The following is a 26,150-nucleotide window of genomic DNA, read 5'->3' as shown; positions in this document are numbered from 1 at the left end:
GCGGGGAGCGGGCCGCCGGGCGCACGCGAAGGGCGGGCCCCCTCCCAACGGAGGGGGCCCGCCCTTTCGTCTGGCACCGGACCTGCGGCGAGGCTACTCGGGGTAGCCCGGGATCACGCCCTCGCCGTCGGCCATCAGCAGTTCGCGGACCTCGTGGATCGTCGCCTCGGCGCTCGGCAGGATCAGCTCGGACGGCTCCAGCGAGTCCAGCGGCACCGGGGTGCCGAACCGCTTCACCGCCTCCAGCAGCTTGCCGTACGCCCGGCGGAAGAGCTCCTCGTCCCCCGACTCCACTGCGGTGACGAGCTCGGCGTCGAGCTCGTTGAGCAGGTCCAGGTGGGCGTCGCCCACCTCGTACTGCCCCTCACCCATGACCCTCATGATCATGCCGTGCGTCTCCCTGCTTCGTGGGGGTGGAGCTCAGATCACTTGTTGTAGTTGATGCGCGGGGTGTCCTGCTGCGGGTGGGCCTCCGGCTGCTGCGGACGGCCCTGCTCGATCGCGGCCGGACCGGAGGACGGGCCCGCCAGCTCGGCCTTCATCCGGGCCAGCTCCAGCTCGACGTCGGTGCCGCCGGCCACCCGCTCCAGCTCCGCCTCGATGTCGTCCTTGCGGCCGAGGCCGCTCGCGTCGTCGAGCGCGCCGGACGCCAGCAGCTCGTCGATCGCACCGGCGCGGGCCTGCATCTGCGCGGTCTTGTCCTCGGCCCGCTGGATGGCCAGGCCGACGTCGCCCATCTCCTCCGAGATCCCGGAGAAGGACTCGGCGATGCGGGTCTGCGCCTGCGCCGCGGTGTAGGTCGCCTTGATGGTCTCCTTCTTGGTGCGGAAGGCGTCCACCTTGGCCTGCAGCCGCTGGGAGGCGAGCGTGAGCTTCTCCTCCTCGGCCTGCAGGGCCTGGTACTGCGTCTCCAGGTCGGTGATCTGGGACTGCATGTTGGCCCGGCGGGTCAGCGCCTCGCGCGCGAGGTCCTCGCGGCCGAGGGACAGCGCCTTGCGGCCCTGGTCCTCGTACTTCGCGGACTGCTGCTGGAGCTGGGTCAGCTGGAGTTCCAGGCGCTTGCGCGAGGTCGCGACGTCCGCGACGCCACGCCGTACCTTCTGCAGCAGTTCGAGCTGCTTCTGGTAGGAGTAGTCGAGCGTCTCACGGGGATCCTCCGCCCGGTCCAAGGCCTTGTTCGCCTTGGAGCGGAAGATCAGCCCCATACGCTTCATGATTCCGTCGCTCATGGGCCTCGGGTGCCCCCTTCTCCGGCCTGCGGTCTCTATCTCGGTACCAGACACGACGAGTGTATGTGCAGCGAGCCCGTCGCCGCAGTGCACCTGCCTGCTACAAGACTGCTACAGCGGCAAGTGGTAGTTCCTCCTCCCCGGGGTGGATCCGCCTCTCATCCCCTCCATGGTCCATCCGATCGATCCCCTACGGGAAGGGTCGGGAGGCCCCGGCGGCGACGATCGATATGCGTTTGGGTCCGAGGGCACCCGTGGAAGCCGCGCCGCACCCCGTACGCTGGTGGTGTGTTCCGACGCCGTTCAGATGATGCCGCTGCCTCCGCCGCCGTGCTGGAGCAGGACGAGACGACCCAGGCCCGCCACCCCGAGGCCAAGAAGGGGCGCCCCACCCCCAAGCGCAACGAGGCCGAGGCCAACCGGCGTACCCGGGTGACGGTGCCCAAGGACCGCAAGGAGGCCGCCCGCCAGGCCCGTGACCGGATGCGCACCGAGCGCGAGAAGCAGCGCACCGCGCTGCTGGAGGGCGACGAGCGCCACCTCCCGGCCCGTGACAAGGGCCCGGTGCGCAAGTTCGCCCGCGACTTCGTGGACGCCCGCTGGTCGCTCGCCGAGTTCTTCCTCCCGGCCGCCGTGGTCATCCTGGTGCTCAGCATCGTCAAGGTGCCGACCCTCCAGCTGCTGTCCACGGTGCTGTTCCTGCTGTTCTTCGTGCTGGTGATCCTGGACTTCGTCCGGCTCGGCTTCGGTCTGCGCAAGCAGCTCGCCGAGCGCTTCGCCGGCCAGAACACCCGCGGCGCCGTCGCCTACGGCCTGATGCGCATCCTGCAGATGCGCCGGCTGCGACTGCCCAAGCCGCAGGTGCGTCGCGGGGAGAAGCCCTGACCGCCGAACCGGTGGACTACGGCTGGGCCCCGCCCTCCTGGGAGGGGCCCGGCCTGTACGCGTTGCCGGGGCAGGGCGACGGCGGGCACGACCGGATCCAGGAGCGCCGGCTGCCCTCCCGCAGCGGCTCCTTCGCCGGCGGCACCGGTGCCTGGCTGGAACGCCACGGCGGCCTGCGCGACTTCGTCAGCCAGGAGCTGGTCTCCCGGCAGCTCGCCGAACAGCTGACCGGCCGCACCGCGCAGCGCGTCCTCGACATCGGCTGCGGCCAGGGCACCCAGGCGCTGCGCCTGGCCCGGGCCGGCCACTACGTCACCGGCATCGACTCCGACCCGGTCGCGCTCGGCGTCGCCCAGGGGGCGCTCGCCGAGGAGCCGGCGGAGGTCCGCGGGCGGCTTCAGCTGCTCAGCGGCGACGCCCACCAGTGCGGGCGCTGGTTCGGCCCGCGCAGCTTCGACGTCGTGCTCTGCCACGGCGTGCTGATGTACCTGCCCGACCCGGATCCGATGATCGCCTCGCTGGCCCGCCTGCTGGCGCCCGGCGGGCTGCTCTCGCTGCTGGTCCGCAACCGCGACGCGCTCGCCCTGCGGCCCGCCGCCGCCGGGGACTGGCGGGCCGCACTGGACGCCTTCGAGACCGACCGGTACTACAACCGGCTCGGCCTGGCCGCCCGCGCCGACCGGCTCGCCGACGTCACCGTCACGCTCTCCGAGGTGTCGGTGCCGCTGAAGCACTGGTACGGCGTGCGGGTCTTCACCGACACCGCGCCCGAGGACACCGCCCCGCCCGTGGACGGCCGGCAACTGGCGCAGCTGCTGGAGGCCGAGTACCGGGCCGGACGCACCGACCCGTACCGGCAGGTCGCCGCGCTGCTGCACGTGGTCGGGGCCAAGTAGGCCCCGCCCGGCGCGGGTTACGCCTCGTGCAGGCTCATCGAGTAGATCACCCGGTCGTCGTCGAGCAGGACGGCCGTGTCGACGCCGCCCTCGGCGAGCTGCTTCCAGCTCTCCCCGATCCACGTCTCGGCGTCCCCCTGGCCGGCGAACTCCTCCTGGCCGCCGTCGGGCGCCACCACGGTGCCGTCCGCCTTCTCGTACCGCCACGTCCAGACCATGCTGGCTCCTCCCACTGACGACGCTGCCTGTGCACTGCCCTGTGTGCTGCGCACCTTAGCCTGCCCGGCCCGATCTTCCGTATGCCTCGTCGGGCAGGATGAGCACCATGGCGACCCACCCCGCACTCCCCCGCACCCTGCTGCTCGGCGGTGCCCGGTCCGGCAAGTCCACCCGGGCCGAGCAGCTGCTCGCCGACCGCCCCGACGTCCTGTACGTCGCCACCGGCGGCACCCGGGACGGCGACGCCGAGTGGGCCCAGCGGGTCGAACTGCACCGCGAGCGGCGGCCGTCCGGCTGGCGCACCGCCGAGACCTGCGACCTGGAGGCCGTGCTGGCCGACTCCGCCGACCCGGCGCCGGTGCTGATCGACTGCCTCGCCCTGTGGCTGACCGCCGTGATGGACGAGTGCGGCGCCTGGGACGACCGGGTGTGGGCGGACGGCGGCGAGGCCGCGGTGCAGCGGCGGTGCGAGGGGCTGGCGCGCGCCTGGGCGGCCACCGCGCGCTCCGTCGTCGCGGTGAGCAACGAGGTCGGGATGGGCGTCGTCCCGGCGACCGCGGCCGGCCGGCGATTCCGCGACACCCTGGGCCGGCTCAACATGGCCGTGGCGGACGGCTCGGAGCGGGTTCTGCTGGTCGTGGCCGGACAGGTGATGGCGATCAAGGACGAGCGACCGGTGCGCTGAGCGCCCCCGGCCGACGGCATCGCACGCCAGCCTCGGCCCGAACATCCGCGGCGTGTAGCCTTCCGGACGATGGACACGACCGTGGATCTCGATACGTTCTCCTCGCTCGTCGAGCGCCCCGACGAGAGCGCCCGCAGGGCCGCCGAGGAACGCTGGCAGGAGGCCGGCCGGCCGCGCGGCGGCCTGGGCAGGCTCGAGGAACTGGGCAGCTGGCTGTCGTCCGTGCAGGGGCGCTCCCCGGTGCGGCCGGTGTCGGCCCCCAAGGTGCTGCTGTTCGCCGCCGACCACGGCGTCGCCGCGCTCGGCGTCTCCCGGCTGCCCGCCGAGGGCGGCACCGCCGCCCGGGTCCGCGCGGTGCTGGACGGCACCGCGCCGGTGGCCCGGCTGGCCCGGCGCTACGGCGCCGAGGTGCGGGTCGTCGACGTCGCGGTGGACGCCGACCCCGCCGACTTCCCCGACGAGGTGGTCACCCACCGGATCCGGCGCGGCTCCGGCCGGATCGACGTCGAGGACGCGCTCACCCCCGAGGAGACGGCACGGGCCTTCCGGGCCGGCATGGCCGTCGCCGACGAGGAGGCCGACGCCGGCACCGACCTGGTGCTGCTCGGCGACCTCGGGGTCGGCGCGACCACCGTCGCCGCCGTGCTGGTCGGCGCCCTGTGCGGGACGGACGCGGCCGCGGTCACCGGGCGCGGCTCGGGCATCGACGACCGGGTCTGGATGGTCAAGTGCGCCACCGTCCGCGACTCGCTGCGGCGGGCCCGGCCGGTGCTCGGCGACCAGCTGGCCCTGCTCGGCGCCACCGGCGGCGCCGACTTCGCCGCGATCACCGGCTTCCTGCTGCAGGCCGCGGTCCGGCAGCTGCCGGTGGTGCTGGACGGCGTCGTCTCGGCCGCCTGCGCCCTGGTCGCCCAGCGGATCGCCTTCCGCGCCCCGGAGTGGTGGCGCGCCGGGCAGTCCAGCGGCGAGCCGGCCCAGGCCAAGGCCTACGACCGGCTCACCCTGACGCCGCTGCAGGACCAGGGGATCACCCTCGGCGAGGGCGTCGGCGCGCTGCTGGCCCTGCCGCTGCTGCAGGCCGCGGGCGACGCGCTCGCGGACGAGGCGCCGAAGGCGTTCGTCCCCGCGGGGCCGAAGGAGCAGCCGAAGCTGCCGTCGGCGGCTGACCTGCTGCGCCGGCTGTAGCCGCGCCGCCAGGGATCACCAGCGCCCCGTCCGGGGCCGGGGAGGGCCAGCCCCGGCACCCCGGCCGGGGCGCTTCCGGTCGAAGGGAAACACGCCGTGCAGGGCGCCAGTTGGGCCGAGGGCTTGCGGTTCGCCTTCGGGACGTTGTCGGTGCTCCGGGTCCGGGTGGAGCGGTGGGACCGCGCCGCCGGCGGGCGGGCGATGACGGCCGCCCCGCTGGTGGGCCTGGTGCTCGGGGCGCTGGCCGCCGGGGCGGGGGCCCTGGTGGCCTGGCGGGCCGGCGGAGCGCTCGGCGCGGTCACCGCGGTGGGTGTGCTGGCCGCGCTGACCCGGGGGCTGCACCTGGACGGGCTGGCGGACGTCGCGGACGGCCTGGGCAGCGGGAAGCCGGCCGAGGACGCGCTGCGCATCATGAAGCAGTCCGACATCGGCCCGTTCGGCGTGCTGACCCTACTGCTCGTGCTGCTCGCGCAGGTCGCCGCGCTGGCCGGGCAGTTCGCGGAGTCCCTCCCGCGCGGGGCCCTCGCGGTGCTGGCCTCGGCGGTGGCCGCGCGCTGCGCGCTCGCCTGGGGGTGCCTGCGGTCGGTGCCGCCCGCCCGGCCGGGCGGGCTGGGCGCGATGGTGGCGGGGACCGTCCCGCCCGCCGGCGCGGCGCTGGGGACGACCGCCGCGGCGCTGGTGCTGGCCGCGCTCGGAACGTTCGACGGATCGTCAGCCCTTCGCCTCCCCGCGTCCGTTGTGCTCGGCGTCGGCTGCGCATGGCTGCTGCTGGGACGGTGTGTGCGGCGGTTCGGCGGGATCACCGGGGACGTGCTCGGAGCGATGGCGGAAACCGCCGCGACCGGGACGCTGTTCGCCTTGGCGTTGCTGGGCTGACACCGGGCGGCGCGTGATCCCACCATGCGGACTACCATGCGGGGAGCACCGCAGCCCTGCACCGTGGCAGGTCCTGCCCGCCCGGCGTTCACCGAGGAGCCGGGGCCTCTGGTGTGCGCGCCCGCCGCGGGCGGCCGCGCGCGCCAGGGGGCCCGGACCCGGCTCGCGCCGGCGGACCGGCCCGCGACGGCTGGCTGCGCCGGTGCGGCAGTCAGGCCGCGACCGGCCGTGGACCGCGAAAGAACAGGACGCATTACGTGACTGCATTGTCTGTGAGCACCTCCTCCGCCGCCTCGCTGCGCGCGGACGCGCTGGTGGTCGGTGTCGCGAAGGGCCCCAAGGGCATCGCGCTGGCCCCCGGCGCCGAGGCCGTGAACGAGGCGTTCGAGGGCAAGCTGGCCGAGGTCCTCGGCACCCTGGGCGCGACCGGCGCCGAGGGCGAGGCCGTCAAGGTTCCCTCCGCCGCCGGCCTGAAGGCCGCGCTCGTGCTCGCGGTCGGTCTCGGCGAGGCCGCCGAGGACGGCTACCAGGCGGAGACCCTGCGCCGCGCGGCCGGTGTCGCCGCCCGCACCCTGGCCGGCGCCAAGAAGGTCGCCCTGGCCCTGCCCGTGGAGTCCGCGGACGACGTCGAGGCGGTCGCGCTCGGCGGTCTGCTCGGCTCGTACGCCTTCGGCGCCTACAAGGGCAACGGCAACGGCAAGGAGCCGGTCGGCGAGCTGGTCGTGCTGACCGCCCGCAAGGGCAGCAAGGACGCCAAGGCCGCCGTGGAGCGCGCCGCCGTGGTCGGCGAGGAGATGAACCGGGCCCGCGACCTGGTCAACACCGCGCCGAACGACCTGAACCCGAAGAGCTTCGCCGCGATCGCCCAGGCGGCCGGCAAGGAGCACGGCCTCAAGGTCGAGGTGCTGGACGAGAAGGCGCTGCTCAAGGGCGGCTTCGGCGGCCTGCTGGGCGTCGGCGGCGGCTCCGCCAACCCGCCGCGGCTGGTGAAGGTGGCGTACACCCACCCGAAGGCGAAGGCCTCGCTGGCGTTCGTCGGCAAGGGCATCACCTACGACTCGGGCGGCATCTCGCTGAAGCCGGCCGGCCACAACGAGACCATGAAGTGCGACATGGCCGGCGCCGCCGCCGTGTTCGCCGCCGTGGTGGCCGCCAAGCGCCTGGGCCTGGTCGTCAACGTGACCGCCTGGCTGGCGCTGGCCGAGAACATGCCGTCCGGCTCCGCCACCCGCCCGGGCGACGTGCTGCGGATGTACGGCGGCAAGACCGTCGAGGTCCTGAACACCGACGCCGAGGGCCGCCTGGTGCTGGCCGACGCGATCGTGCGGGCCGGCGAGGAGAACCCGGACGTCATCGTCGACGTGGCGACCCTGACCGGCGCGATGGTGCTGGCCCTGGGCCACCGCACCTTCGCCGTGATGTCCAACAACGCCGAGCTGCGCGAGAACCTGCACACCATCGCGGGCGAGGCGGGCGAGCAGTCCTGGCCGATGCCGCTGCCGGCCGACCTGCGCAAGGGCATGACCGAGTCGACCATCGCCGACCTGGCCAACATGGGCGAGCGGATGGGCGGCGGCCTGGTGGCCGGCCTGTTCCTGCAGGAGTTCGTCGCCGAGGGCACCGACTGGGCGCACCTGGACATCGCCGGTCCGGCCTTCCACGAGACCGCGCCGTTCGGCTACACCCCGAAGGGCGGCACCGCGAGCGCGGTGCGCACCCTGGTCCGCTACGCCGAGCAGACCGCGGCGGGCGCCAAGGCCTGATCGGCCACCCGCTCCACGGGGGTCCGGCGCGTCCGCGCCGGGCCCCCGTCGACGTTCCCGGGCCGGTTACCTGCGAGTAGACGCGGGGACCGCCCCGCACCCCTGTTCGCTGCGGGCGAAACTTTGTTCCACACTGCGGAAGAGGCTGCCGCAGGGGAGCTCGACAACTCCCGGAAAGCAGCTGTCAACCCCCCGTTGAGCTGCAACGATGCCCTTCCGTCGGGGGTGTTCCCGCCCCGGTGACCACTCCGTGGGACACCCCTGGGGTGGACCCGGACATCAGCCACCGCGAACAAGTGCGAAGATGTATTTCCGGCACGACTGGGCGCCCCACAAAGGCTTCCGACCCACCGGACCGCGACCGGCCCGGCGACCCACCCCATTGCATGGAGGACGTGACGTGGCGAACGACGCCAGCACCGTTTTCGACGTAGTCATTCTCGGAGGCGGAAGCGGCGGTTACGCCGCGGCGCTCCGCGCCGCTCAGCTGGGCCTGAGTGTCGCCCTGGTCGAGAAGGGTGAGCTGGGCGGCACCTGCCTGCACCGCGGCTGCATCCCGACCAAGGCGCTGCTGCACGCCGCCGAGATCGCGGACGAGACGAAGGAGGCCGCCGAGTTCGGCGTGCTGGCCACCTTCCAGGGCATCGACATCAACGGCGTCCACAAGTACAAGGACGACGTCATCGCCGGCCTGTACAAGGGCCTGCAGGGCCTGGTCGCCTCCCGCAAGGTCACCTTCGTCCAGGGCGAGGGCAAGCTCTCCTCGCAGACCTCGGTGGACGTCAACGGCCAGCGCATCGAGGGCCGCCACATCGTCCTCGCCACCGGCTCCGTCCCGCGCTCGATCCCGGGCCTGGAGATCGACGGAAACCGCGTGATCTCCTCCGACCACGCCCTCAAGCTCGACCGCATCCCGAAGTCGGCCGTCATCCTCGGCGGCGGCGTGATCGGCGTCGAGTTCGCCTCGGTCTGGAAGTCCTTCGGCGTCGAGGTCACCATCGTCGAGGCGCTGCCGCACCTCGTCCCGCTGGAGGACGAGAACTCCTCCAAGCTGCTGGAGCGCGCGTTCCGCAAGCGCGGCATCAAGTTCGAGCTGAAGGCCCGCTTCTCCGGCGTCGAGTACACCGAGACCGGTGTCCGCGTCTCCACCGAGAACGGCAAGCAGATCGACGCCGACCTGCTGCTCGTGGCCATCGGCCGCGGCCCGGTCTCGGCCGGCCTCGGCTACGAGGAGAACGGCGTCGCGATGGACCGCGGCTACGTCCTGGTCGACGAGTACATGCGCACCAACGTGCCCACCATCTCGGCCGTCGGCGACCTCGCCCCGACCCTGCAGCTGGCCCACGTCGGCTTCGCCGAGGGCATCCTGGTCGCCGAGCGCCTGGCCGGCCTCAAGCCGGTGCCGATCGACTACGACGGCGTCCCGCGCGTGACCTACTCCAACCCCGAGGTCGCCTCCGTCGGCATCTCGGAGGCCAAGGCCGTCGAGCTGTACGGCAAGGAGAAGGTCGTCACGCTCAAGTACAACCTGGCCGGCAACGGCAAGAGCAAGATCCTGAAGACCGCCGGCGAGATCAAGCTCGTCCAGGTCAAGGACGGCGCCGTGGTCGGCGTCCACATGGTCGGCGCCCGCATGGGCGAGCAGGTCGGCGAGGCTCAGCTGATCTACAACTGGGAGGCGCTGCCGGCCGAGGTCGCGCAGCTCATCCACGCGCACCCGACCCAGTCCGAGGCCCTGGGCGAGGCGCACCTGGCGCTGGCCGGCAAGGCGCTGCACGCGCACGACTGATCACGCCCCGCCCCCACACCCCATTTCCAGTACGCAAGACTTGATAGGAGTCGCTGAAACCATGGCGGTCTCAGTAACACTGCCCGCGCTGGGCGAGAGCGTTTCCGAGGGCACCGTCACCCGTTGGCTGAAGGCCGAGGGTGAGCGTGTCGAGGTCGACGAGCCGCTGCTCGAGGTCTCCACCGACAAGGTCGACACCGAGATCCCGGCGCCGGCCTCCGGCATCCTGGCCTCGATCAAGGTCGCCGAGGACGAGACCGTCGAGGTCGGCGCCGAGCTGGCGATCATCGACGACGGCTCCGGTGCGCCGGCCCCCGTCGCCGCCCCGGTCGCCGAGGCCGCGCCCGTCGCCGCCCCGGCCCCGGTCGCCGAGGCCCCGGCCGCCGAGGCCCCGGCCGCCGCTCCGGCTCCGGTCGCCGAGGCGCCGGCCGCCCCGGCCGCCCCGGCCGGCGACGCCACCCCGGTGCTGCTCCCCGCCCTGGGCGAGTCCGTCACCGAGGGCACCGTCACCCGCTGGCTGAAGGCCGAGGGTGAGACGGTCGAGGTCGACGAGCCGCTGCTCGAGGTCTCCACCGACAAGGTCGACACCGAGATCCCGTCGCCCGTCGCCGGTGTCGTCGTGAAGATCCTGGTCGGCGAGGACGAGACCGCCGAGGTCGGCGCCCAGCTCGCGCTGATCGGTGCCGCCGGCGCCGTCGCCGCCGCTCCGGCCCCGGCCCCGGTGGCCGCTCCGGCTCCCGTGGCCGCCCCGGCTCCGGCTGCCCCGGCCGCTCCGGCCCCGGTCGCCGCTGCCCCGGCCCCCGTCGCCCCGGCCGCCCCCGTGGCCGCCCCGGCTCCGGCTGCCCCGGCCGCTCCCGTGGCCGCTCCGGCCCCGGTCGCCGCCGCTCCGGCCGCCCCGGTGGCCGATGCCGGTGACGCCTACGTCACCCCGCTGGTGCGCAAGCTCGCCGCCGAGTACGGCATCGCGCTGACCTCCGTCACCGGCACCGGTGTCGGCGGCCGCATCCGCAAGCAGGACGTCATCGCCGCCGCGGAGGCCGCCAAGGCCGCTCCGGCCCCGGTCGCCGCCGCCGCTCCGGCCGCTGCCGCGCCGAAGGCCGCCGCCGCGCCGTCCGCCCTGCGCGGCCAGACGGTCAAGATGACCCGCATGCGCAAGGTCATCGGCGACAACATGATGAAGGCCCTGCACGAGCAGGCCCAGCTCACCAGCGTGGTCGAGGTGGACGTCACCAAGATCATGGCGCTGCGCGGCCGTGCCAAGGACTCCTTCCTCGCCCGCGAGGGCGTGAAGCTGTCCCCGATGCCGTTCTTCGTCAAGGCCGCCGCCCAGGCGCTGAAGGCCCACGCGGTCGTCAACGCCCGGATCAACGACGCCGAGGGCACCATCACCTACTTCGACACCGAGAACATCGGTATCGCGGTGGACTCCGAGAAGGGTCTGATGACCCCGGTCATCAAGGGTGCGGGCGACCTCAACATCGCCGGCATCTCGAAGAAGACCGCCGAGCTGGCCGCCAAGGTCCGCGACAGCAAGATCACCCCGGACGAGCTGTCCGGTGCCACCTTCACGATCAGCAACACCGGCTCGCGCGGTGCCCTGTTCGACACCGTGATCGTGCCGCCGAACCAGGCCGCCATCCTGGGCATCGGCGCCACCGTCAAGCGCCCGGTCGTCATCGAGGCCGACGGCGGCACCGCCATCGGCATCCGCGACATGACCTACCTGTCGCTCTCCTACGACCACCGCCTGGTGGACGGCGCCGACGCCGCCCGCTACCTGGTCGCGGTCAAGGAGATCCTGGAGGCCGGCGAGTTCGAGGTCGAGCTCGGCCTGTAAGGCGCTCCCCGGTCGCTCCGACCCCGCGGAACCCCGCACCGTCCCCGGACGGTGCGGGGTTCCGCCGTTCCCGGAGGGGGGCGGTCGCGGCGGCGAGCGGTCGGGCGGGGGCGGTCACGTCACTCCCGGGAGGATCGCCCAGCGTTTCGCCGGGCCATGGCATGCGCCGGGGCGGGCGAACGGGGATGCTTGAGCGGTGATGGACGAGACCGACTTCTGGCAGATCATCGACGAGACCCGGGAGGCCGCCGACGGCGACCCGGACGATCAGGCCGACCGCCTGGTGGAACGGCTGGTCCAACTGACCCCGGACGACGTCATCGACTTCGCCCGGCTGTTCGAGGCCCGGTTCCAGCGCGCCTACCGCTCCGACCTGTGGGGCGCGGCCTACCTGCTGCTGGACGGCGCCTCCGAGGACACCTTCGACTTCTTCCGCTGCTGGCTGATCGGCCAGGGCCGGGACGTCTTCGAGGGCGGGCTGGCCGAACCGGACGACCTGGCGGACCTGCTGCCCGAGTTCGACGAGGAGGAGGACGGCGAGGCCGAGGACCTCGGCTTCGCCGCCGACGAGGCGTACGAGCAGCTCACCGGGCTGCCGCTGCCCGAGGTGGGCGGGCGGCAGGCCGGCCGGCCCTCGGGGGCGTCGCTGGACTTCGACGACCCCGACGTCATGGCGAAGCGGTTCCCCAAGCTCTGGGAGCGCTACGGCGACTGACCCCTCGCCCGGGCACCCGATCCGGGCGCCGGCCCCGGATCAGGTGGTGCTGCCGCCGCCCGACGTGCCGTCCTGCTGGATCCCCTTGAGGATCTGGTCCAGCACGGAGGCGTCGGGCGCCTTCGGGTCGTCGTCCACGCCGCCCTGGAAGACCACGAAGCCGCCTCCCTTGGCCGGCACCGCGGCCAGCAGGACGTAGCCCTGGGTGCCGTCCGAGGTGCGGACGTGCCAGCGCACGGCGTAGCCGAAGACGCCCGCGACGGTGGCGTAGCCGGAGCCGGAGTCGGTGTGCGAGGTGATCCCGGTGAAGATCTGCCCGGCGTAGGTGGGCATCGTCGCCTCGGCCGCCGCCTTGGCGGTGGCGCCCTGGACGGTGTCCTTCTCGACCGAGAACTGCCCGCGGATGCAGGAGTTGCCGTCCGCGCAGGTGTAGCGGCCGGTGCCGAGGAAGACCGTGGAGTGGGTGGAGTCCGTCCCGGCGTCCCAGCCGTCGAGCACCGGGACGGTGATCGCGTGCTGCGCGTCCGGGACGGTGGACTTCACGGCCGGGGCCGGCTTCGGCGTGGGCAGCGTCGGGGTGACGGTGGGCGCGCTCGCGGTCGGGCTCGGGGAGGGGCTGGAGCCCTGGGTGATGGTGACCGTCGGGACCGGAGTCGGGTCCGCCTGCGGGGAGCCGCCGCTGTTGAGCACGATCCCGGCGATGATCCCGCCCACGGCCAGCACCCCGAGGCCGATGCCGACGAGCACGCCGGGCCTGACCCGGCCGGGCGCGGGCTGCGCCGGGTAGCCGTAGCCGTAGCCCACGCCCTGGGCGGGCGATCCGCCCTGACCGTCCTGGCCGGGGTAGCCGTAGCCCGGGGCCGGGGCGCTGCCCGGGTAGCCGTAGCCGGGGGTGTCCTGCGGGCCGCCGTAGCCGTAACCGGGCTGCTGCGCGGAGGGCTTCCAGCCCTGGGTGGGGGCGTCGGCCACCCCGGCGGCGCCGCCCTGCAGCGGGCGCACCTCACTGGTCCAGGCGTTGCCGTCCCACCAGCGCTCGTGACCGGCGGTGCCGTCCGCACCGGAGACCGGGTACCACCCGGGGGGCGTCGAGTTGCTCACGGCCGTACGGTACCCGGCACGGCGGCGGTCCAGACAGGGCGCTTTGGTCACGACTCTGCACCACCCGGGCGCGACTGACGGGCCGTCAGGTGCGGCCGTTGGCGGTGCTCGGTCAGGTTCGGTCGACGAGCCGGCGAGCCATCCATACGTCGTCCACGTAGGACCCGTCGATCAGGAACTCCTCGGCCAGCGAGCCCTCGACGACGAAGCCGCAGCTCTCGTAGAGGCGGCGGGCCGGCACGTTCCAGCCGAGCACCCGCAGGGTCATCCGGCGCGCGCCGTCCGCCCGGGCCGCCTCGCAGGCCGCCTCCACCAGGCGACGGCCGACGCCCCGGCCGCGGACCGCGCCGTCGACGGCGAGGCCCTGGATCTGGCGGACGTGCCGGTTGCTGGCCAGCGGGGTCGGCGGGACCTGGCGGACGTAGCCGACGATCCGGCCGCCCAGGAGGGCGAGCAGGAACTGCTCCGGGGCGTGCCGGTCGTCGAAGACGCCGTCCCCCTCGGGCGGCAGCGGGGCGACCTCGGACAGCGGGGACCACGCGGCCCGGTTGAGGACCGCGAGTTCACGCTCGTCCTCGGGCCGGGCCGGGCGGATGATCAGTTCGTCGTCGAGCATGCGCGTCATGCTAGTGAGACGCGCCCGGACGTCACAGCGGTTAACCGCCGGCACGACTGGAAGGATGGGCGCATGCGCATCGCTGTCACGGGCTCCACGGGATTGATCGGTTCGGCACTCGTCCGCTCCCTGCTGGCGGACGGCCACGAGGTGGTCCGGCTGGTCCGGCGCCGGTCCAGGACGGGCCCGCAGCCCGACGGCAGCACGGCCATCGGCTGGAACCCGCTGCTCGGCCAGGTCGAGCGGGGCGGACTGGCCGGAACGGACGCGGTGGTGCACCTGGCCGGCGCCGGGGTCGGCGACCACCGCTGGACGGACTCCTACAAGCGGGAGATCCGGGAGAGCCGGGTCCTCGGCACCGAGACGCTGGCCGTCGCCCTGGCCGAGCTGAAGGAGCCGCCGCGGGTCCTGGTCAGCGCCTCCGCGGTCGGCTGGTACGGGCAGACCGGCGACCGGGTGATCGACGAGGACTCCCCCGCCGGCGACGACTTCCTCGCCGAGGTCTGCGTGGAGTGGGAGGCGGCCGCCCGGCCCGCGGAACGGGCCGGGATCCGCGTGGTGCACCCGCGCACCGGGATGGTGCTCTCCGCCGCCGGCGGGGCCGGTGCGCGCCTGCTCCCCCTGTTCAGAATGGGCCTGGGCGGGCGGCTCGGCGACGGCCGGCAGTACTGGAGCCTGCTCTCGCTGGAGGACGAGGTCGCCGCGCTGCGCTTCCTGATCGACCGGGACGACCTCTCGGGCGCCGTCAACCTCAGCGCGCCCGAGCCCGCCACCAACGCCGAACTGACCGCCGCGCTCGGCCGGGCGCTGCGGCGCCCGACTCCGTTCCCGGTGCCGGAGGCGGTGCTCCGGGTGGTGCTCGGGGAGCTGGCGGTCGAGGTCGTCGGCAGCCACCGGGTGGTGCCGCGGCGGCTGCTGGACGCCGGGTTCCGCTTCGCGCACCCGGACGTGGACGCGGTGGCGCGCTCGGCGGTGTGACGAGTGGTCCGACGGGCGGGTGCCCGTGTGGTGCGGCCGGCGGTCGACGAGTGGTCCGACGGGCGGGTGCCCGCGGTGGTGCGCTCGGCGGTGTGACGGGCGGTGGCGGGGCGGGTGCTCCGCCGCCACGGTGCGACGGGTCGGCGGCCGCGTGCCGGTAGGCCCGTCGGCGTACCCCGGCTACGGCATCCACCCTGGCCAGGGGCATATGCCGGGCTGAGGCCGGACGGGGCTCCGGGAGGGGGCGCACGGGAGCACACCCCGGGCGCGTTGCACGCCCCCGGTGACCGTGCGCGCCCGTCGACCCCGGAACCCGGCCGTCACGGCGCACTGTCCGTGACCGCGCCCCCGCCCGGTGCCGCACGACCCCTCCCTGCCCTCGGATCGGGCCCGGTGCGTCTGTCTGATGCTCACACCGACTGGGCATCACATCGTCGGACCGTGTCCCGGCACCCCGCTGCCTGCGTCGGCCGGAGCCCCGGGACCAGGGAGGGAGCACGCCCGTGCCCACGTACGACTTCACCCGCCGCGCCCGCCGTCCGTCCGACCCGGACGTCGTCGTGGTCGGCGCCGGACTCGCGGGCCTGGCCGCCGCCCGCGCACTCACCGGCCACGGCCTCACCGTCCAGGTCCTCGAGGCCACGGACCGGATCGGGGGCCGGATGGCCACCCGCGAGCTCGACGGATTCCGGCTCGACGACGGCGGCCACCTGCTGAACACCGCGTTCCCCGAACCACGCCGCGTGCTCGACCTCGACCGGCTCGACCTGCGCCCGCTCGCGCCCGGCGTACTCGTGCACAGCGGCGGCCGCCGCCACCGCACCGGGGACCCCCAGCTCACCACCGCCCGGCAGGCCGCCACCCGGGCCCCGCTCGGCACCACGCTCGACAAGGCCCGGCTCGGCAGCTGGCTCGGCCGGCTCGCCGCCACCCCCGCCGGCAGGCTCCAGGCCCGCCCGGAGACCACCACCGCCCGCGCGCTGACCGGCCACGGGCTCGCCCCGCGCACCGTCGACGGTTTCCTGCGGCCACTGCTCAGCGCCCTGCTCAGCGACCCGGCCCTCGGCACCAGCAGCCGGATCGCCGACCTGGTGCTGCGCTCCTACGCGCGCGGCCGGCTCTGTCTGCCCGCCGACGGGATCGCGGCCGTGCCGGCCCAGCTGGCCGCCGCCCTGCCCGCCGGCACCGTGCGCACCGGGGTGCAGGTCACCTCGGTCACCGCCGACGGCGTGGAGACCCTCACCCACGGGCGGATCGGCGCCCAGGCCGTCGTGCTCGCCACCGACGCGCGGTCCGCCGCCGACCTGCTGCCCGGGCTGCGGCTGCCGGACTTCCACCCCGTCACGACCTTCTACCACGCGGCCGACCGCGCCCCGCTGAGCGAGGCCGTCCTGCTGCTCGACGGCGACCGGCCCGCCGGGCAGCCGCCGCTGGTCTCGCACTCGCTGGTGCTCAGCGAGCTGCACCCCTCGTACGCCCCGGCCGGGCAGGCGCTCATCGCCACCACCGTGCTCGGCCGGCGGTCCTTCGACGCGGGCGGCCCGGCCGGGCTGGAACCGGCGGTCCGGGCCCGGCTCGCGGAGCTGTACGGCACCCCGACGACGGGCTGGCAGTTCCTGAGCGTGCGGCACGTCCCGGACGCCGTGCCCGCGATGCCGCCGCCGCACAACCCCCGGCGCCCGGTGCGGGTGCTGGCCGGCCTCTACGTCGCCGGGGACCACCGGGACACCAGTAGCGTGCAGGGGGCACTGGTGTCCGGCCGGCGGGCAGCGCAGGCGGTGCTGCGCGACCTCGGCGTGCCGGCCTCCGCCCGGGAGGCCGCGGCGGCCTGACGGCCCCGGGGCCGCCCCGCGGACGGGGTTCGACGACGGACCGGGGCCCGGCCGGGCCGGTGGTCCGGGCCGGCGACGGGATCGGCTCCGCCGAGCTGCGCGGCGGCCCGCCGGAACGGGCGGGCGCCGCGTGGCCGACCCCGCCGCCCCGGGCCTCAGATCACCCCCGCCTGGCGGGCCGTCTCCTCGAAGGCACGGGCCACCGGGCTGCCCCGGTAGGGGGTGAGGCGGCGGTGGAAGTCCCTGACGTACTCCAGCGAGCGGGCCGAGCGCATCTCCCCCGCCGCCCGCAGCGCGTCGGTGGCCATCGTGCAGGCCTCGTCGAGGTCCCCCATGCCGAGCCGGGCGGTGGCCAGCACCAGCCGGCAGAAGATGCGGCTGCGCGCGTAGGCGGGCGAGCGCAGCCGCAGCGACTTCTCGGCGTGCTGCGCCGAGGTGCGCCACTGCTGCAGGTCGCGGTAGCAATGGGCGAACTCGTCGGAGAGCTGTGCCTCGTCGAAGTACCGTGCCCAAGAAGGGAGTTCGTCGCCGGGGCGGGCCGCGGCCAGGGCCCGTTCGGAGCGCACCAGGGCGGTGGTGCAGGCCCTGACGTCACCCAGCAGGCCGTGCCCGCGCGCCTCGGCGGCGTGCATCAGCGACTGCACCACCGGCGGCACCGCCGTGCCCACGCCCTGCTGGGCGACCCGGGCCAGCTGGACGGCCTCCCGGCCGTGGCCCAGGTGGACGGCCTGCTGGCTCATCGTCACCAGGACGTACCCGCCGAGCGCGCGGTCCCCGGCCGCCTGCGAGAGTCGCAGCGCCTGCACGAAGTAGCGCTGGGCGAGGCCGTGCGCGGCGATGTCGAAGGACGTCCAGCCGGCCAGCCTGGTGAGGTCGGCGACCGCGCCGAACAGCGCCCGGCCGATCTGCTCGCCGTAGCGGCCGCGCAGCATCGGCTCGGCCTCGCTCTCCAGGTAGCGCACCAGCGCCTGCCGGGCGTGCCCGCCGCCGTAGGCGTGGTCGAGCGCGCGGAAGAGGTCGCCGACGGCGCGGATCGCGGCGATGTCGCCGCGGCCGACCCGCAGCGCGGGGCGGGACTCGCGGGCCGGGTCGTGGTACGGCGGCTCGACGGCGGCCGGCGGGCGTCGGCTCTGGGTGGGGACCCGGCCGACGGCGGGCACGGCGGCGGTGCCGGTGGTGCCGGCGGTCGGGCGTGCGCCCGGGCCCTGGGCGCGCGCCGGGCCCGCGGCGGACGCACCGGGCGGGCCCTGGGCGGCCGTGCCCGTGGGGGGCGGTCCGGTGGCGGCGTCGGGGCGGGCCAGCGTGGAGCCGTCCCGGGCGACCCGCTCGTCGGTGCGCCCGATCAGCCAGTCCCGGCTGGGGACGACCAGGCCGGCCGGGGTGAAGGCGATCCGGCGCAGCTCGGACTGCGGGCCGTTGTCCTTGCGCCACATGCTCGCCACGATGTCCACCGCCTCCTGCGGGGTCTCGGCGAACTCCAGGCCCGCGTACACCGGGGCGCAGGCGTCCAGGCCGAGGTCCTGGGCGGTGAGGCGGCGGCCGAGGCGGCGGGTGAAGACCTCGGCGATCAGGGCCGGGGTCGCGCCGCGCGGCTGCTGGCCGCGCAGCCAGCGGGTGACGGACGTCTTGTCGTAGCGCAGGTCGAGACCGTGCTCCAGGCCGAGCTGGTCGACCCGGCGGGCCAGACCGGCGTGCGAGAAGCCGGCCTCCTCGATCAGCGCGGCGAGCTGGCCGTTCTGCGGGGCCGGACCGGAGTGACCGGTGTGCCCGCCGGAGGGCGCCGGGGCCGGCCCGGCGCCTTCGTGCCGGTCGGCTGCGTGCCGGTCGCCTTCGTGCCGGTCGGGTGCGGCCTGCGCGGGCAGCCGCGGGTCGCCCGCGGTCGGGTCGTCGGCCGTCAGAGGGTCGGCCGTGAGGGTATCGGCGGTCCGGGTGTCGGCGGTCAGGGTGTCGGGGGCGTCCGGAAGGGCCCGGCCGACCGGACCTCGGTGCTGGCCGAGCGGGTCGAGCGGTCCGTACGCCGGGCGGTCGGTAGCAGGCCGTTGGGGCATGTCAGTCAACACCTCTCGGACGTCGCACCTGGCTCCACCAGCGCTTCGGCTGCCTGGGGCGGCGCCCCCTGTCGGGAATCGGCGTGAATGTAGCGAGCATTCGGGCGCTATGGGTGGATCTGACCGAGCAATCCTCCGAACGGGTGAAGCAACCGCGCCCATTGTGGGGAAGCGGGGGCAGGATGTGTTTGGCGTTCCGCGGTCGAACCGTCGATCGGCCGTCATGGCGGTGAGCACCACTGTCGTTCGACGGGCTGTGGCGGTCCACCACATGGGAGCCGGGGCCCCGGATTCCTACCGTTCTCGGCCATGGACACCACTTCAGCCCGCCCGCTCGACGGCCGGACGGCCCTGGTCACCGGGGCCGCCTCGGGCATCGGCCGGGCCTGCGCCGAGGCCTTCGCCGGGGCCGGCGCCCGGGTCTACGTCGTCGATCTCGCGGCCGGCCCGGCCCGGGAGCTCGCGGAGCGGATCGGCGGCCTGGCCGTCGTCGCGGACCTCGCCGACCCGCAGGCCGTGGAGGCCCTGCCGGACGACGCGGACATCGTGGTCAACAACGCCGGCCTCCAACACGTCGCCCCCGTGCACGAGTTCCCGCCCGACCGCTTCACCCTCATGCAACGCGTGATGGTGGAGGCCCCGTTCCGCATCCTGCGCCGCACCCTCCCGCACATGTACGGGCAGGGGTGGGGCCGGGTCGTCAACATCTCCTCCGTCCACGGCCTGCGCGCCAGCGCCTTCAAGTCCGCCTACGTCACGGCGAAGCACGCCCTGGAGGGCCTGAGCAAGACCGTCGCCCTGGAGGGCGCCCCGCACGGCGTCACCAGCAACTGCGTCAACCCCGGCTACGTCCGGACCCCCCTGGTGGAGAAGCAGATCGCCGGCCAGGCGCTCGCCCACGGAATCGGCGAGGACGAGGTCGTCGAACGGATCATGCTCGAGCGCACCGCCGTCAAGCGCCTGATCGAGCCCGCCGAGGTCGCCCAGCTCGCGCTCTGGCTCTGCACGCCCTCCGCCGCCTACGTCACCGGCACCAGCCTGCCCATCGACGGCGGCTGGACGGCGCACTGACCCCTCGCCACCCGTGGCCGCCCGCCCCGTCCCGACCACCGGGACTGTGTGGGTGGCCCACATCGTCCCGACGGTCGGCGCTCCCTACCTTGTGGCGACACCGTCCCCCCGTCCCGGAAGTGGTGACCATGACCTCCCCCGCACCCGCTCCAGCAGCGAGCCGTTCACTCCCCCGAGTGGTGGCCGCGAGCCTGATCGGCACGACCATCGAGTGGTACGACTACTTCCTCTACGGCACGGCCGCCGCGCTGGTGTTCAACAAGCTCTTCTTCCCCAACAGCGACCCGCTGACCGGGACCCTGCTCTCCTTCCTCACCTACGCGATCGGGTTCGCGGCCCGACCGGTCGGGGCCCTGGTGTTCGGCCACTTCGGCGACCGGGTGGGCCGCAAGAAGCTGCTGGTGCTGAGCCTGCTGCTGATGGGCGGGTCGACCACCCTGATCGGGGCGCTGCCCACCTACGACTCCATCGGGGCGGCGGCCCCCGTGCTGCTCACCGCGTTGCGCCTGGTGCAGGGCTTCGCGCTCGGCGGGGAGTGGGGCGGCGCGGTGCTGCTGGTGTCGGAGCACGGGGACCAGCGGCGGCGCGGGTTCTGGGCGTCCTGGCCGCAGGGCGGCGCGCCGGCCGGGAACCTGCTGGCGGCGGGGGTGCTGTCGCTGCTGACCTCGGTGCTGCCGGACGACGCCTTCCTGTCCTGGGGCTGGCGGGTGCCCTTCCTGCTGTCGGCGGTACTGGTCGGGGTCGGGCTCTGGATCCGCCTCGCGGTGGACGAGTCCCCGCTGTTCCGGCAGGCGCTGGCCGCGGCCGAGCAGCGGCGCAAGAGCGAGGCCGAGGCCGAGCAGCCGCCGCTGGTGGCGGTGCTGCGCCACCACTGGCGGGAGGTGCTGGTGGCGATGGGCGCCCGGATGGCGGAGAACATCTCGTACTACGTCATGACCACGTTCGTGCTGGCGTACGCGGTGACCCACGCGCACTTCGCGAAGCAGACCGCCCTGAACGCGGTACTGATCGGATCGGCGGTCCAGTTCGCCCTGATCCCGCTGTTCGGCGCGCTGTCCGACCGGGTCGGCCGCAGACCGGTCTACCTGGTGGGCGCGGTCGGCGTCGGCGTCTGGGCGTTCGTCTTCTTCGGGCTGGTGGACACCCGGTCCTTCGGACAACTGGTGGTCGCCGTGACGGTGGGGCTGGTCTTCCACAGCGCGATGTACGCGCCGCAGGCCGCCTTCTTCTCCGAGATGTTCGCGACCCGGATGCGCTACTCGGGCGCCTCGATCGGCGCCCAGTTCGCCTCGGTGGCGGCCGGCGCACCCGCGCCGCTGATCGCGACCGCGCTGCTCAAGGACTACGGCAACGCCACCCCGATCGCGGTGTACGTGGCCGTCGCGGCGGCGGTCACCGTCCTGGCGGTGCTCTGCGGACGGGAGACCCGGGGCCGGGACCTCACCGGGGTGGAGCCGGCCGCGGGGGCCGGGGCCGCCGACACCACCGCGATCGGAACGCCCGCCACCACCTGACGGCGCGACGGACGGCGGCTCGGCCCGGCGGCCGAGCCGCTACGATCGCGCTTCCGTCCCAAGGGCACGCGACCCACTGCCGATTGGCGGCACGCACGATGAACGACCCCCTCGACCCCGGACCCGTCGCGGACCGCACGGCGAACGGCACCGCGGACAGCTCCGCGAACAGCTCCGCGGACCGCACCGCGAACGGCTCCGTCCAGGACGGCCCGGACGGCTCCCCCGCCGTCCCGACCCCCCGGGCCGCCCCGGACGACCCCGCGGCCGCCGCGCCCGCGCTGCGCCGGCTGCTGGACCTGCTCGCCTCGGGCGCCGCCACCGAGGACTTCGCCGACGTGCTCGCCGACGCCCGCCGCCGGGGAGCGCCCGCCGATGTGCTCGCCGAGCTCGACGACGCCACCTGGCAGGCCCTCCGCGTGCACCGCACCCTGCGCCAGCACCGCCGCCGGGAAGCCGAGTTGACCGCCCTGTTCGACACCGCGGGCGACCTCGCCGCCTCCCGCGACCTGGACGCCGTGCTGCAGGCGATCGTCCGCCGGGCGCGGATGCTGCTCGGCACCGACACCGCGTACCTGACCCTGCCGGACGAGGCCGCCGGCGACACCTACATGCGGGTCACGGACGGCTCGGTCTCCGTCCTCTTCCAGACCCTGCGGCTCAGCCTCGGCGACGGGCTCGGCGGACTCGTCGCGCAGACCGCCCGCCCGTACGCGACCCCCGACTACCGCACCGACGAGCGGTTCCACCACACCGGCACCATCGACGCCGGCGTCCTGGACGAGGGCCTGGTGGCGATCATCGGGGTGCCGCTGCTGCTCGGCGGGCGGGTCATCGGGGTGCTCTTCGCCGCCGACCGCTCGCCGCGCGCCTTCTCCCCCGACGAGGTGGCGCTGCTCTGCACGCTCGCCGCGCACGCCGCGATCGCCCTGGACACCGCCAAGGCCCTGGCCGACACCCGGGCCGCGCTCGCCGAACTGAACAGCGCCAACGAGCTGGTCCGGGCGCACTCGGCCGCCGTCCAGCGCGCCGAGCAGGCGCACGACCGGCTCACCGACCTCGTGCTGCGCGGCGCAGAGGTGCCCGACGTGGCTGCCGCCGTCGCCGCGCTGCTGGGCGGGGAGATAGCCGTCCTGGACGCCGAGGGGGAGTCGCTCGCCGGGCGGTCCGCACCCGCCGCCGAGCTGGCCGGGGCGGTCGCCGCGTCCCGGGCCGAAGGCCGCTCCGTCCGGCACGGCGACCACTGGGTGTGCGCCGTCCTCGCCGGGCACGACACGCTCGGCACCCTGGTGCTGCGCGGCCGGCCGGACCTCGACGACGCCGACCGGCGGCTGTTCGAGCGGGCCGGCGTGGTGACGGCGCTGCTCCTGCTGCTGCGCCGCTCGGTGGCCGAGACCGAGAACCGGATCCGCGGCGAACTGCTCACCGACCTGCTGACCGCCCCCGACCGCGACCCGGCCGGGCTCACCGCCCGCGGGCGCCGGCTCGGCGTCGACCTGGCCCGTCCGCACCTCGTCCTGGTCGCCGAACCGGCCGGCCCCACCGGGCCCCCCGACCGCGGCCGGCTGGTCGGCGCGGCCCGGCGCCACCTGTTCGGCACCCGCGGCGTCAGCGCCGAGCACGGCGAGGCCGTCGTCCTGCTGCTGCCCGAGGCGGGCGACCCGGAGGAGGCCGCGCGGCAGGCCGCCGAGCGGCTGGCCCGACTGGCCGGTTTCCCTGTCACCGTCGGCGCCGGCCGCCCCGCCGCCGGCCCGCCCGCACTGGCCGCCGCGTACGCCGAGGGGCTGCGCTGCGTGCGGGCCCTGCGGGTGCTCGGCCGCGCCGGGGAGGGCGCCTCGGCCCGCGCACTGGGCTTCCTCGGAGTGCTGCTCGGCGGCGGGCACGACGTGGACGGCTTCGTCGGCACCACGCTCGGCCCGCTGCTGGCCTACGACGCCCGGCGCGGCACCGAACTCGTCCGCACCCTGCGCGCGTACTTCGACTGCGGCGGCAGCCTCACCCGGGCCAAGGACGAGCTGCACGTCCACGTGAACACCGTCGTCCAGCGGCTGGACCGGGTCGAGGCGCTGCTCGGCCGGGACTGGAACCAGCCCGAGCGCTCCCTCGAACTCCAGCTGGCGCTGCGGCTGCAGCTGCTCTCCGGCGACTAACCGGCCTGCTCCGGACAGGGCCGCGCCGCCCCCGGAGGGGCGCCGGGGAGCTCCGATCGGGTGGCTGGACGGTCCGTCCGGGCGTGGGCGTACAGTGGCGAGGTTGGTCTCGAACGCCTGGCAAGGAGCAGTCGTGAGCGAGCGGAGCGAGCGGTCGATCGGGAGTTGCGCGTCCCGCGGAGCGACCGCCCAGCGCAGCGAGGTGGGCGCGTGAGCGAGAACGTGCGGTTCGTCCGGATGGGCATCGGCGAGGGCGCCGTCGCCTACCAGGAGGCCTGGGAGGAGCAGCAGCGCCTGCACGCGCTGCGGGTCGCGGACGAGATCCCCGACACCGTGCTGCTGCTGGAGCACCAGCCCGTCTACACGATGGGCAAGCGCACCAACCCCGCCGACCTGCCGCTGGACGGCACCCCGGTGGTCGAGGTCAACCGGGGCGGCGAGATCACCTGGCACGGCCCCGGCCAGCTGGTCGGCTACCCCATCGTCAAGCTGCCCGACCCGATCGACGTGGTCGCGTACGTCCGGCGGCTGGAGGAGGCGCTGATCCGCGCCTGCGGCGAGTTCGGCGTCGGGACCACCCGGGTCGAGGGCCGCAGCGGGGTCTGGGTGCTGGGCGATTCCATCCCGGACGCCGTCGTCGACCCGGCCCAGGTCGTCGACATCGGCAAGCTGACCCTGCGGATGGGCCTGCCGCTGGGCATCGACCCGCGGCTCGCCGGCCCCGAGTACGCGCCCTCCAACGCCGGCCAGCGCGGCGACGACCGCAAGCTCGCCGCGATCGGCGTCCGGGTCGCCCGCGGGGTGACGATGCACGGCTTCGCGCTCAACTGCGACCCGGACATGACCTGGTTCGACCGCATCGTGCCGTGCGGCATCCGGGACGCCGGGGTCGCCTCGCTCGCCGGGGAGCTGCGCCGCGACTTCACCGTCGGTGAGGCCCTGCCGGTGGTCGAGCGGCACCTGGCGGACGTGTTCGCCGAGCTGCCCGAGCCCGCGCTCAGCCGCTGAGGCCCCCGCCCCCGGGTACCCTCCCTGGGGCCGCCCCGGCGGGAACCCCCGGGAATCTACCGGCCGGTAGCTCTGTTGCCCTGCGATTGCAGGGCGGTAGGCCCGGCGAAGGCCGTACAACCACAGGCGTACCCTGGGGGTACCCCGTCTAGTTCTAGGAGTCGCACGTGTCCGCTGTCGCGCCCGACGGCAGGAAGCTGCTCCGCCTGGAGGTCCGCAACAGCGAGACCCCCATCGAGCGGAAGCCCGAGTGGATCAAGACCCGCGCGAAGATGGGCCCGGAGTACAACGCCCTCCAGTCGCTGGTGAAGAAGGAGGGGCTGCACACGGTCTGCCAGGAGGCCGGCTGCCCCAACATCTTCGAGTGCTGGGAGGACCGCGAGGCGACCTTCCTCATCGGCGGCGACCAGTGCACCCGCCGCTGCGACTTCTGTCAGATCGACACCGGCAAGCCCGCCGAGTTCGACCGTGACGAGCCCCGCCGGGTCGCCGAGTCGATCGTCACGATGGACCTCAACTACGCCACCATCACCGGCGTCGCCCGCGACGACCTCGCCGACGGCGGCGCGTGGCTGTACGCCGAGACCGTCCGCCAGGTGCACGCGATGACCGCCGAGCGCCAGGGCGGCCGCACCGGCGTCGAGCTGCTGATCCCCGACTTCAACGCCGTCCCCGAGCAGCTGGCCGAGGTCTTCTCCTCCCGCCCCGAGGTGCTCGCGCACAACGTCGAGACCGTCCCGCGGATCTTCAAGCGGATCCGCCCGGCGTTCCGCTACGAGCGCTCGCTGGACGTCATCACCCAGGCCCGCGCGGCCGGGCTGGTCACCAAGTCCAACCTGATCCTCGGGATGGGCGAGACCCGCGAGGAGGTCAGCCAGGCGCTGGCCGACCTCGTCGGCGCCGGCTGCGAGCTGATCACCATCACCCAGTACCTGCGCCCCTCGCTGCGCCACCACCCGGTCGAGCGCTGGGTCAAGCCGCACGAGTTCGTCGAGCTGCAGCAGGAGGCCGAGGAGCTCGGCTTCGCCGGCGTCATGTCGGGCCCGCTGGTGCGCTCCTCGTACCGGGCCGGCCGGCTCTACCGGCAGGCGCTGGAGCGGCGCGAGCAGGCCGCGGTCTGACCCGGCGCCACCGCGCCACCCGCACCCCGCGAAAGGGCGGAGCTCCGGCTCCGCCCTTTCGGCTTCACCGTGCTTTGACTGGCTGGTCACGGGCTGGTAACACGGGGTGGTGACGATGGAACTCGTCGCGATCGTTCGATTCTTCTCAGCCACCAGGGAGCTGTTCGGCATGCGGATGCGGATCCGGTCGGTGGGTGTCGCCCTGCGGCTCGCCGAGAACGTCCTGCTGGCGGGCGGCCAGCGGCAGGCCCGGCGCAACGCCTGGGCGGCGGTCTGCGAGAACCGCCGGTACGCGGCGGACCGCCGGCACGACGCCGGAGCCGTCGGCGCCAAGTCGGCCCCGTAGCGCCTGCGGGGCCCGACCGCGCCGGGCCCGACCGCGGGGCCGACCGCGCGGGGCCCCGACCCACGCCGGGCCGACCGCGCGGCGCTGGAGCGGTCTCGGCCGCGGACCCGGCCGGCACCGCGCCGGACGGCGGGCCCGAGCGCCCCGGAGTCCCGCGGTCGCAGGACGTCACCGCCCCGGGCACAGCCGTCGCCGTACGCAGTCGGGTACCCGCACACGGGTCACGGTTGGGGGCGAACGGGTACCCGGGCTTGGATATCCCGTACCCGTGCCACGTACCATGAGCGTT

The 26,150-nt window shown here is 74.7% G+C and carries 22 protein-coding genes and 1 pseudogene; 17 read left to right on the top strand and 6 right to left on the bottom strand.

What is annotated here, in order from left to right; all coding sequences use genetic code 11:
- Window positions 1-93 precede the first annotated feature (93 nt).
- A complete protein-coding gene (locus tag AB0N04_RS04155) occupies window positions 94-387 on the bottom strand; it encodes a hypothetical protein (RefSeq protein WP_360207510.1) in 294 nt (97 codons plus the stop codon).
- A 38-nt stretch (window positions 388-425) separates the two neighbouring features.
- Window positions 426-1,229: a PspA/IM30 family protein gene (locus AB0N04_RS04150; RefSeq protein WP_360207513.1), complete on the bottom strand. Its 804-nt coding sequence runs from the start codon at window positions 1,227-1,229 to the stop codon at window positions 426-428.
- A gap of 288 nt (window positions 1,230-1,517) precedes the next feature.
- Between AB0N04_RS04150 and AB0N04_RS04145 the strand changes: the two genes are divergently transcribed.
- Both AB0N04_RS04145 and AB0N04_RS04140 read left to right on the top strand, forming a co-directional pair.
- A complete protein-coding gene (locus tag AB0N04_RS04145) occupies window positions 1,518-2,114 on the top strand; it encodes a DUF3043 domain-containing protein (RefSeq protein WP_360207515.1) in 597 nt (198 codons plus the stop codon).
- A gap of 197 nt (window positions 2,115-2,311) precedes the next feature.
- A complete protein-coding gene (locus tag AB0N04_RS04140; RefSeq protein ID WP_360207691.1) occupies window positions 2,312-3,010 on the top strand; it encodes a methyltransferase domain-containing protein in 699 nt (232 codons plus the stop codon).
- Between the two features lie 17 nt (window positions 3,011-3,027).
- Here the strand turns inward: AB0N04_RS04140 and AB0N04_RS04135 are convergent, their stop codons facing one another.
- Complete coding sequence (locus AB0N04_RS04135) at window positions 3,028-3,228, bottom strand: hypothetical protein (RefSeq protein ID WP_360207518.1); 201 nt, start codon at window positions 3,226-3,228, stop codon at window positions 3,028-3,030.
- Window positions 3,229-3,359: 131 nt separating this feature from the next.
- On the opposite strand from AB0N04_RS04135, the pseudogene cobU reads away from it, so the two are divergent.
- The 7 genes and pseudogenes from cobU to AB0N04_RS04100 form a co-directional block, all read left to right on the top strand.
- Window positions 3,360-3,914, top strand: a pseudogene (gene cobU, locus AB0N04_RS04130) (bifunctional adenosylcobinamide kinase/adenosylcobinamide-phosphate guanylyltransferase); the annotation flags it as partial.
- A gap of 69 nt (window positions 3,915-3,983) precedes the next feature.
- On the top strand, window positions 3,984-5,099 hold the full coding sequence (locus AB0N04_RS04125; protein WP_360207521.1) for a nicotinate-nucleotide--dimethylbenzimidazole phosphoribosyltransferase: 1,116 nt from the start codon (window positions 3,984-3,986) through the stop codon (window positions 5,097-5,099).
- A gap of 96 nt (window positions 5,100-5,195) precedes the next feature.
- Complete coding sequence (locus AB0N04_RS04120) at window positions 5,196-5,975, top strand: adenosylcobinamide-GDP ribazoletransferase (RefSeq protein ID WP_360207524.1); 780 nt, start codon at window positions 5,196-5,198, stop codon at window positions 5,973-5,975.
- 257 nt (window positions 5,976-6,232) lie between these two features.
- The gene (locus tag AB0N04_RS04115; RefSeq protein ID WP_360207527.1) at window positions 6,233-7,738 is read left to right on the top strand and encodes a leucyl aminopeptidase; all 1,506 of its coding nucleotides are present in this window, start codon (window positions 6,233-6,235) and stop codon (window positions 7,736-7,738) included.
- 382 nt (window positions 7,739-8,120) lie between these two features.
- Window positions 8,121-9,527 carry a dihydrolipoyl dehydrogenase gene (lpdA, locus tag AB0N04_RS04110; protein WP_360207530.1) on the top strand — a complete coding sequence of 469 codons (1,407 nt, stop codon included), beginning with the start codon at window positions 8,121-8,123 and terminating at the stop codon, window positions 9,525-9,527.
- A 61-nt stretch (window positions 9,528-9,588) separates the two neighbouring features.
- Window positions 9,589-11,364, top strand: coding sequence for a 2-oxoglutarate dehydrogenase, E2 component, dihydrolipoamide succinyltransferase (gene sucB, locus AB0N04_RS04105; RefSeq protein ID WP_363363218.1), 1,776 nt, complete (start codon window positions 9,589-9,591; stop codon window positions 11,362-11,364).
- Window positions 11,365-11,563: 199 nt separating this feature from the next.
- Complete coding sequence (locus tag AB0N04_RS04100) at window positions 11,564-12,079, top strand: DUF4240 domain-containing protein (RefSeq protein WP_360207536.1); 516 nt, start codon at window positions 11,564-11,566, stop codon at window positions 12,077-12,079.
- A gap of 39 nt (window positions 12,080-12,118) precedes the next feature.
- Here AB0N04_RS04100 and AB0N04_RS04095 read toward each other — a convergent pair whose 3' ends face one another.
- Window positions 12,119-13,177, bottom strand: a complete 1,059-nt coding sequence (locus AB0N04_RS04095; protein ID WP_360207539.1) for a DUF2510 domain-containing protein — start codon at window positions 13,175-13,177, stop codon at window positions 12,119-12,121.
- Between the two features lie 112 nt (window positions 13,178-13,289).
- Entirely contained in the window at window positions 13,290-13,793 is a 504-nt protein-coding gene (locus AB0N04_RS04090; protein ID WP_360207541.1) for a GNAT family N-acetyltransferase, read from the bottom strand.
- Window positions 13,794-13,865: 72 nt separating this feature from the next.
- On the opposite strand from AB0N04_RS04090, the gene AB0N04_RS04085 reads away from it, so the two are divergent.
- Together AB0N04_RS04085 and AB0N04_RS04080 are read left to right on the top strand one after the other, a co-directional pair.
- A complete protein-coding gene (locus AB0N04_RS04085; RefSeq protein WP_360207544.1) occupies window positions 13,866-14,771 on the top strand; it encodes a TIGR01777 family oxidoreductase in 906 nt (301 codons plus the stop codon).
- A gap of 503 nt (window positions 14,772-15,274) precedes the next feature.
- Window positions 15,275-16,603 (top strand): NAD(P)/FAD-dependent oxidoreductase, encoded by a 1,329-nt coding sequence (locus tag AB0N04_RS04080; RefSeq protein ID WP_360207546.1) that lies wholly within the window; start codon window positions 15,275-15,277, stop codon window positions 16,601-16,603.
- A gap of 155 nt (window positions 16,604-16,758) precedes the next feature.
- Here the strand turns inward: AB0N04_RS04080 and AB0N04_RS04075 are convergent, their stop codons facing one another.
- A complete protein-coding gene (locus AB0N04_RS04075; protein WP_360207549.1) occupies window positions 16,759-18,651 on the bottom strand; it encodes a regulator in 1,893 nt (630 codons plus the stop codon).
- A 309-nt stretch (window positions 18,652-18,960) separates the two neighbouring features.
- Between AB0N04_RS04075 and AB0N04_RS04070 the strand changes: the two genes are divergently transcribed.
- From AB0N04_RS04070 to AB0N04_RS04045, 6 genes are all read left to right on the top strand, one after another.
- Window positions 18,961-19,722, top strand: a complete 762-nt coding sequence (locus AB0N04_RS04070; RefSeq protein WP_360207552.1) for a 3-hydroxybutyrate dehydrogenase — start codon at window positions 18,961-18,963, stop codon at window positions 19,720-19,722.
- A gap of 128 nt (window positions 19,723-19,850) precedes the next feature.
- Window positions 19,851-21,236, top strand: a complete 1,386-nt coding sequence (locus AB0N04_RS04065; RefSeq protein WP_360207555.1) for an MFS transporter — start codon at window positions 19,851-19,853, stop codon at window positions 21,234-21,236.
- Between the two features lie 98 nt (window positions 21,237-21,334).
- Window positions 21,335-23,386 (top strand): GAF domain-containing protein, encoded by a 2,052-nt coding sequence (locus AB0N04_RS04060; RefSeq protein WP_360207557.1) that lies wholly within the window; start codon window positions 21,335-21,337, stop codon window positions 23,384-23,386.
- Window positions 23,387-23,596: 210 nt separating this feature from the next.
- Entirely contained in the window at window positions 23,597-24,394 is a 798-nt protein-coding gene (gene lipB / locus AB0N04_RS04055; RefSeq protein WP_360207559.1) for a lipoyl(octanoyl) transferase LipB, read from the top strand.
- Window positions 24,395-24,561: 167 nt separating this feature from the next.
- Entirely contained in the window at window positions 24,562-25,515 is a 954-nt protein-coding gene (locus AB0N04_RS04050) for a lipoyl synthase (RefSeq protein WP_360207562.1), read from the top strand.
- A 109-nt stretch (window positions 25,516-25,624) separates the two neighbouring features.
- Window positions 25,625-25,861: a hypothetical protein gene (locus AB0N04_RS04045; RefSeq protein ID WP_360207694.1), complete on the top strand. Its 237-nt coding sequence runs from the start codon at window positions 25,625-25,627 to the stop codon at window positions 25,859-25,861.
- The last annotated feature ends 289 nt before the right edge of the window (window positions 25,862-26,150 follow it).

It is taken from the genome of Kitasatospora sp. NPDC051702, from assembly GCF_040681575.1.
Taxonomy (GTDB): Bacteria; Actinomycetota; Actinomycetes; order Streptomycetales; family Streptomycetaceae; genus Kitasatospora.
This window is presented reverse-complemented; position numbering and strand designations above follow the sequence as displayed.

Coding starts and splice junctions, on each gene's coding strand:
- sucB (WP_363363218.1), top strand. CDS start 9,589: ATGGCGGTCTCAGTAACACTGCCCGCGCTGGGCGAGAGCGTTTCCGAG.
- AB0N04_RS04125 (WP_360207521.1), top strand. CDS start 3,984: ATGGACACGACCGTGGATCTCGATACGTTCTCCTCGCTCGTCGAGCGC.
- AB0N04_RS04070 (WP_360207552.1), top strand. CDS start 18,961: ATGGACACCACTTCAGCCCGCCCGCTCGACGGCCGGACGGCCCTGGTC.
- AB0N04_RS04155 (WP_360207510.1), bottom strand. CDS start 387: ATGATCATGAGGGTCATGGGTGAGGGGCAGTACGAGGTGGGCGACGCC.
- AB0N04_RS04085 (WP_360207544.1), top strand. CDS start 13,866: ATGCGCATCGCTGTCACGGGCTCCACGGGATTGATCGGTTCGGCACTC.
- AB0N04_RS04090 (WP_360207541.1), bottom strand. CDS start 13,793: ATGCTCGACGACGAACTGATCATCCGCCCGGCCCGGCCCGAGGACGAG.
- AB0N04_RS04100 (WP_360207536.1), top strand. CDS start 11,564: ATGGACGAGACCGACTTCTGGCAGATCATCGACGAGACCCGGGAGGCC.
- AB0N04_RS04075 (WP_360207549.1), bottom strand. CDS start 18,651: ATGCCCCAACGGCCTGCTACCGACCGCCCGGCGTACGGACCGCTCGAC.
- AB0N04_RS04065 (WP_360207555.1), top strand. CDS start 19,851: ATGACCTCCCCCGCACCCGCTCCAGCAGCGAGCCGTTCACTCCCCCGA.
- AB0N04_RS04150 (WP_360207513.1), bottom strand. CDS start 1,229: ATGAGCGACGGAATCATGAAGCGTATGGGGCTGATCTTCCGCTCCAAG.
- AB0N04_RS04060 (WP_360207557.1), top strand. CDS start 21,335: ATGAACGACCCCCTCGACCCCGGACCCGTCGCGGACCGCACGGCGAAC.
- AB0N04_RS04135 (WP_360207518.1), bottom strand. CDS start 3,228: ATGGTCTGGACGTGGCGGTACGAGAAGGCGGACGGCACCGTGGTGGCG.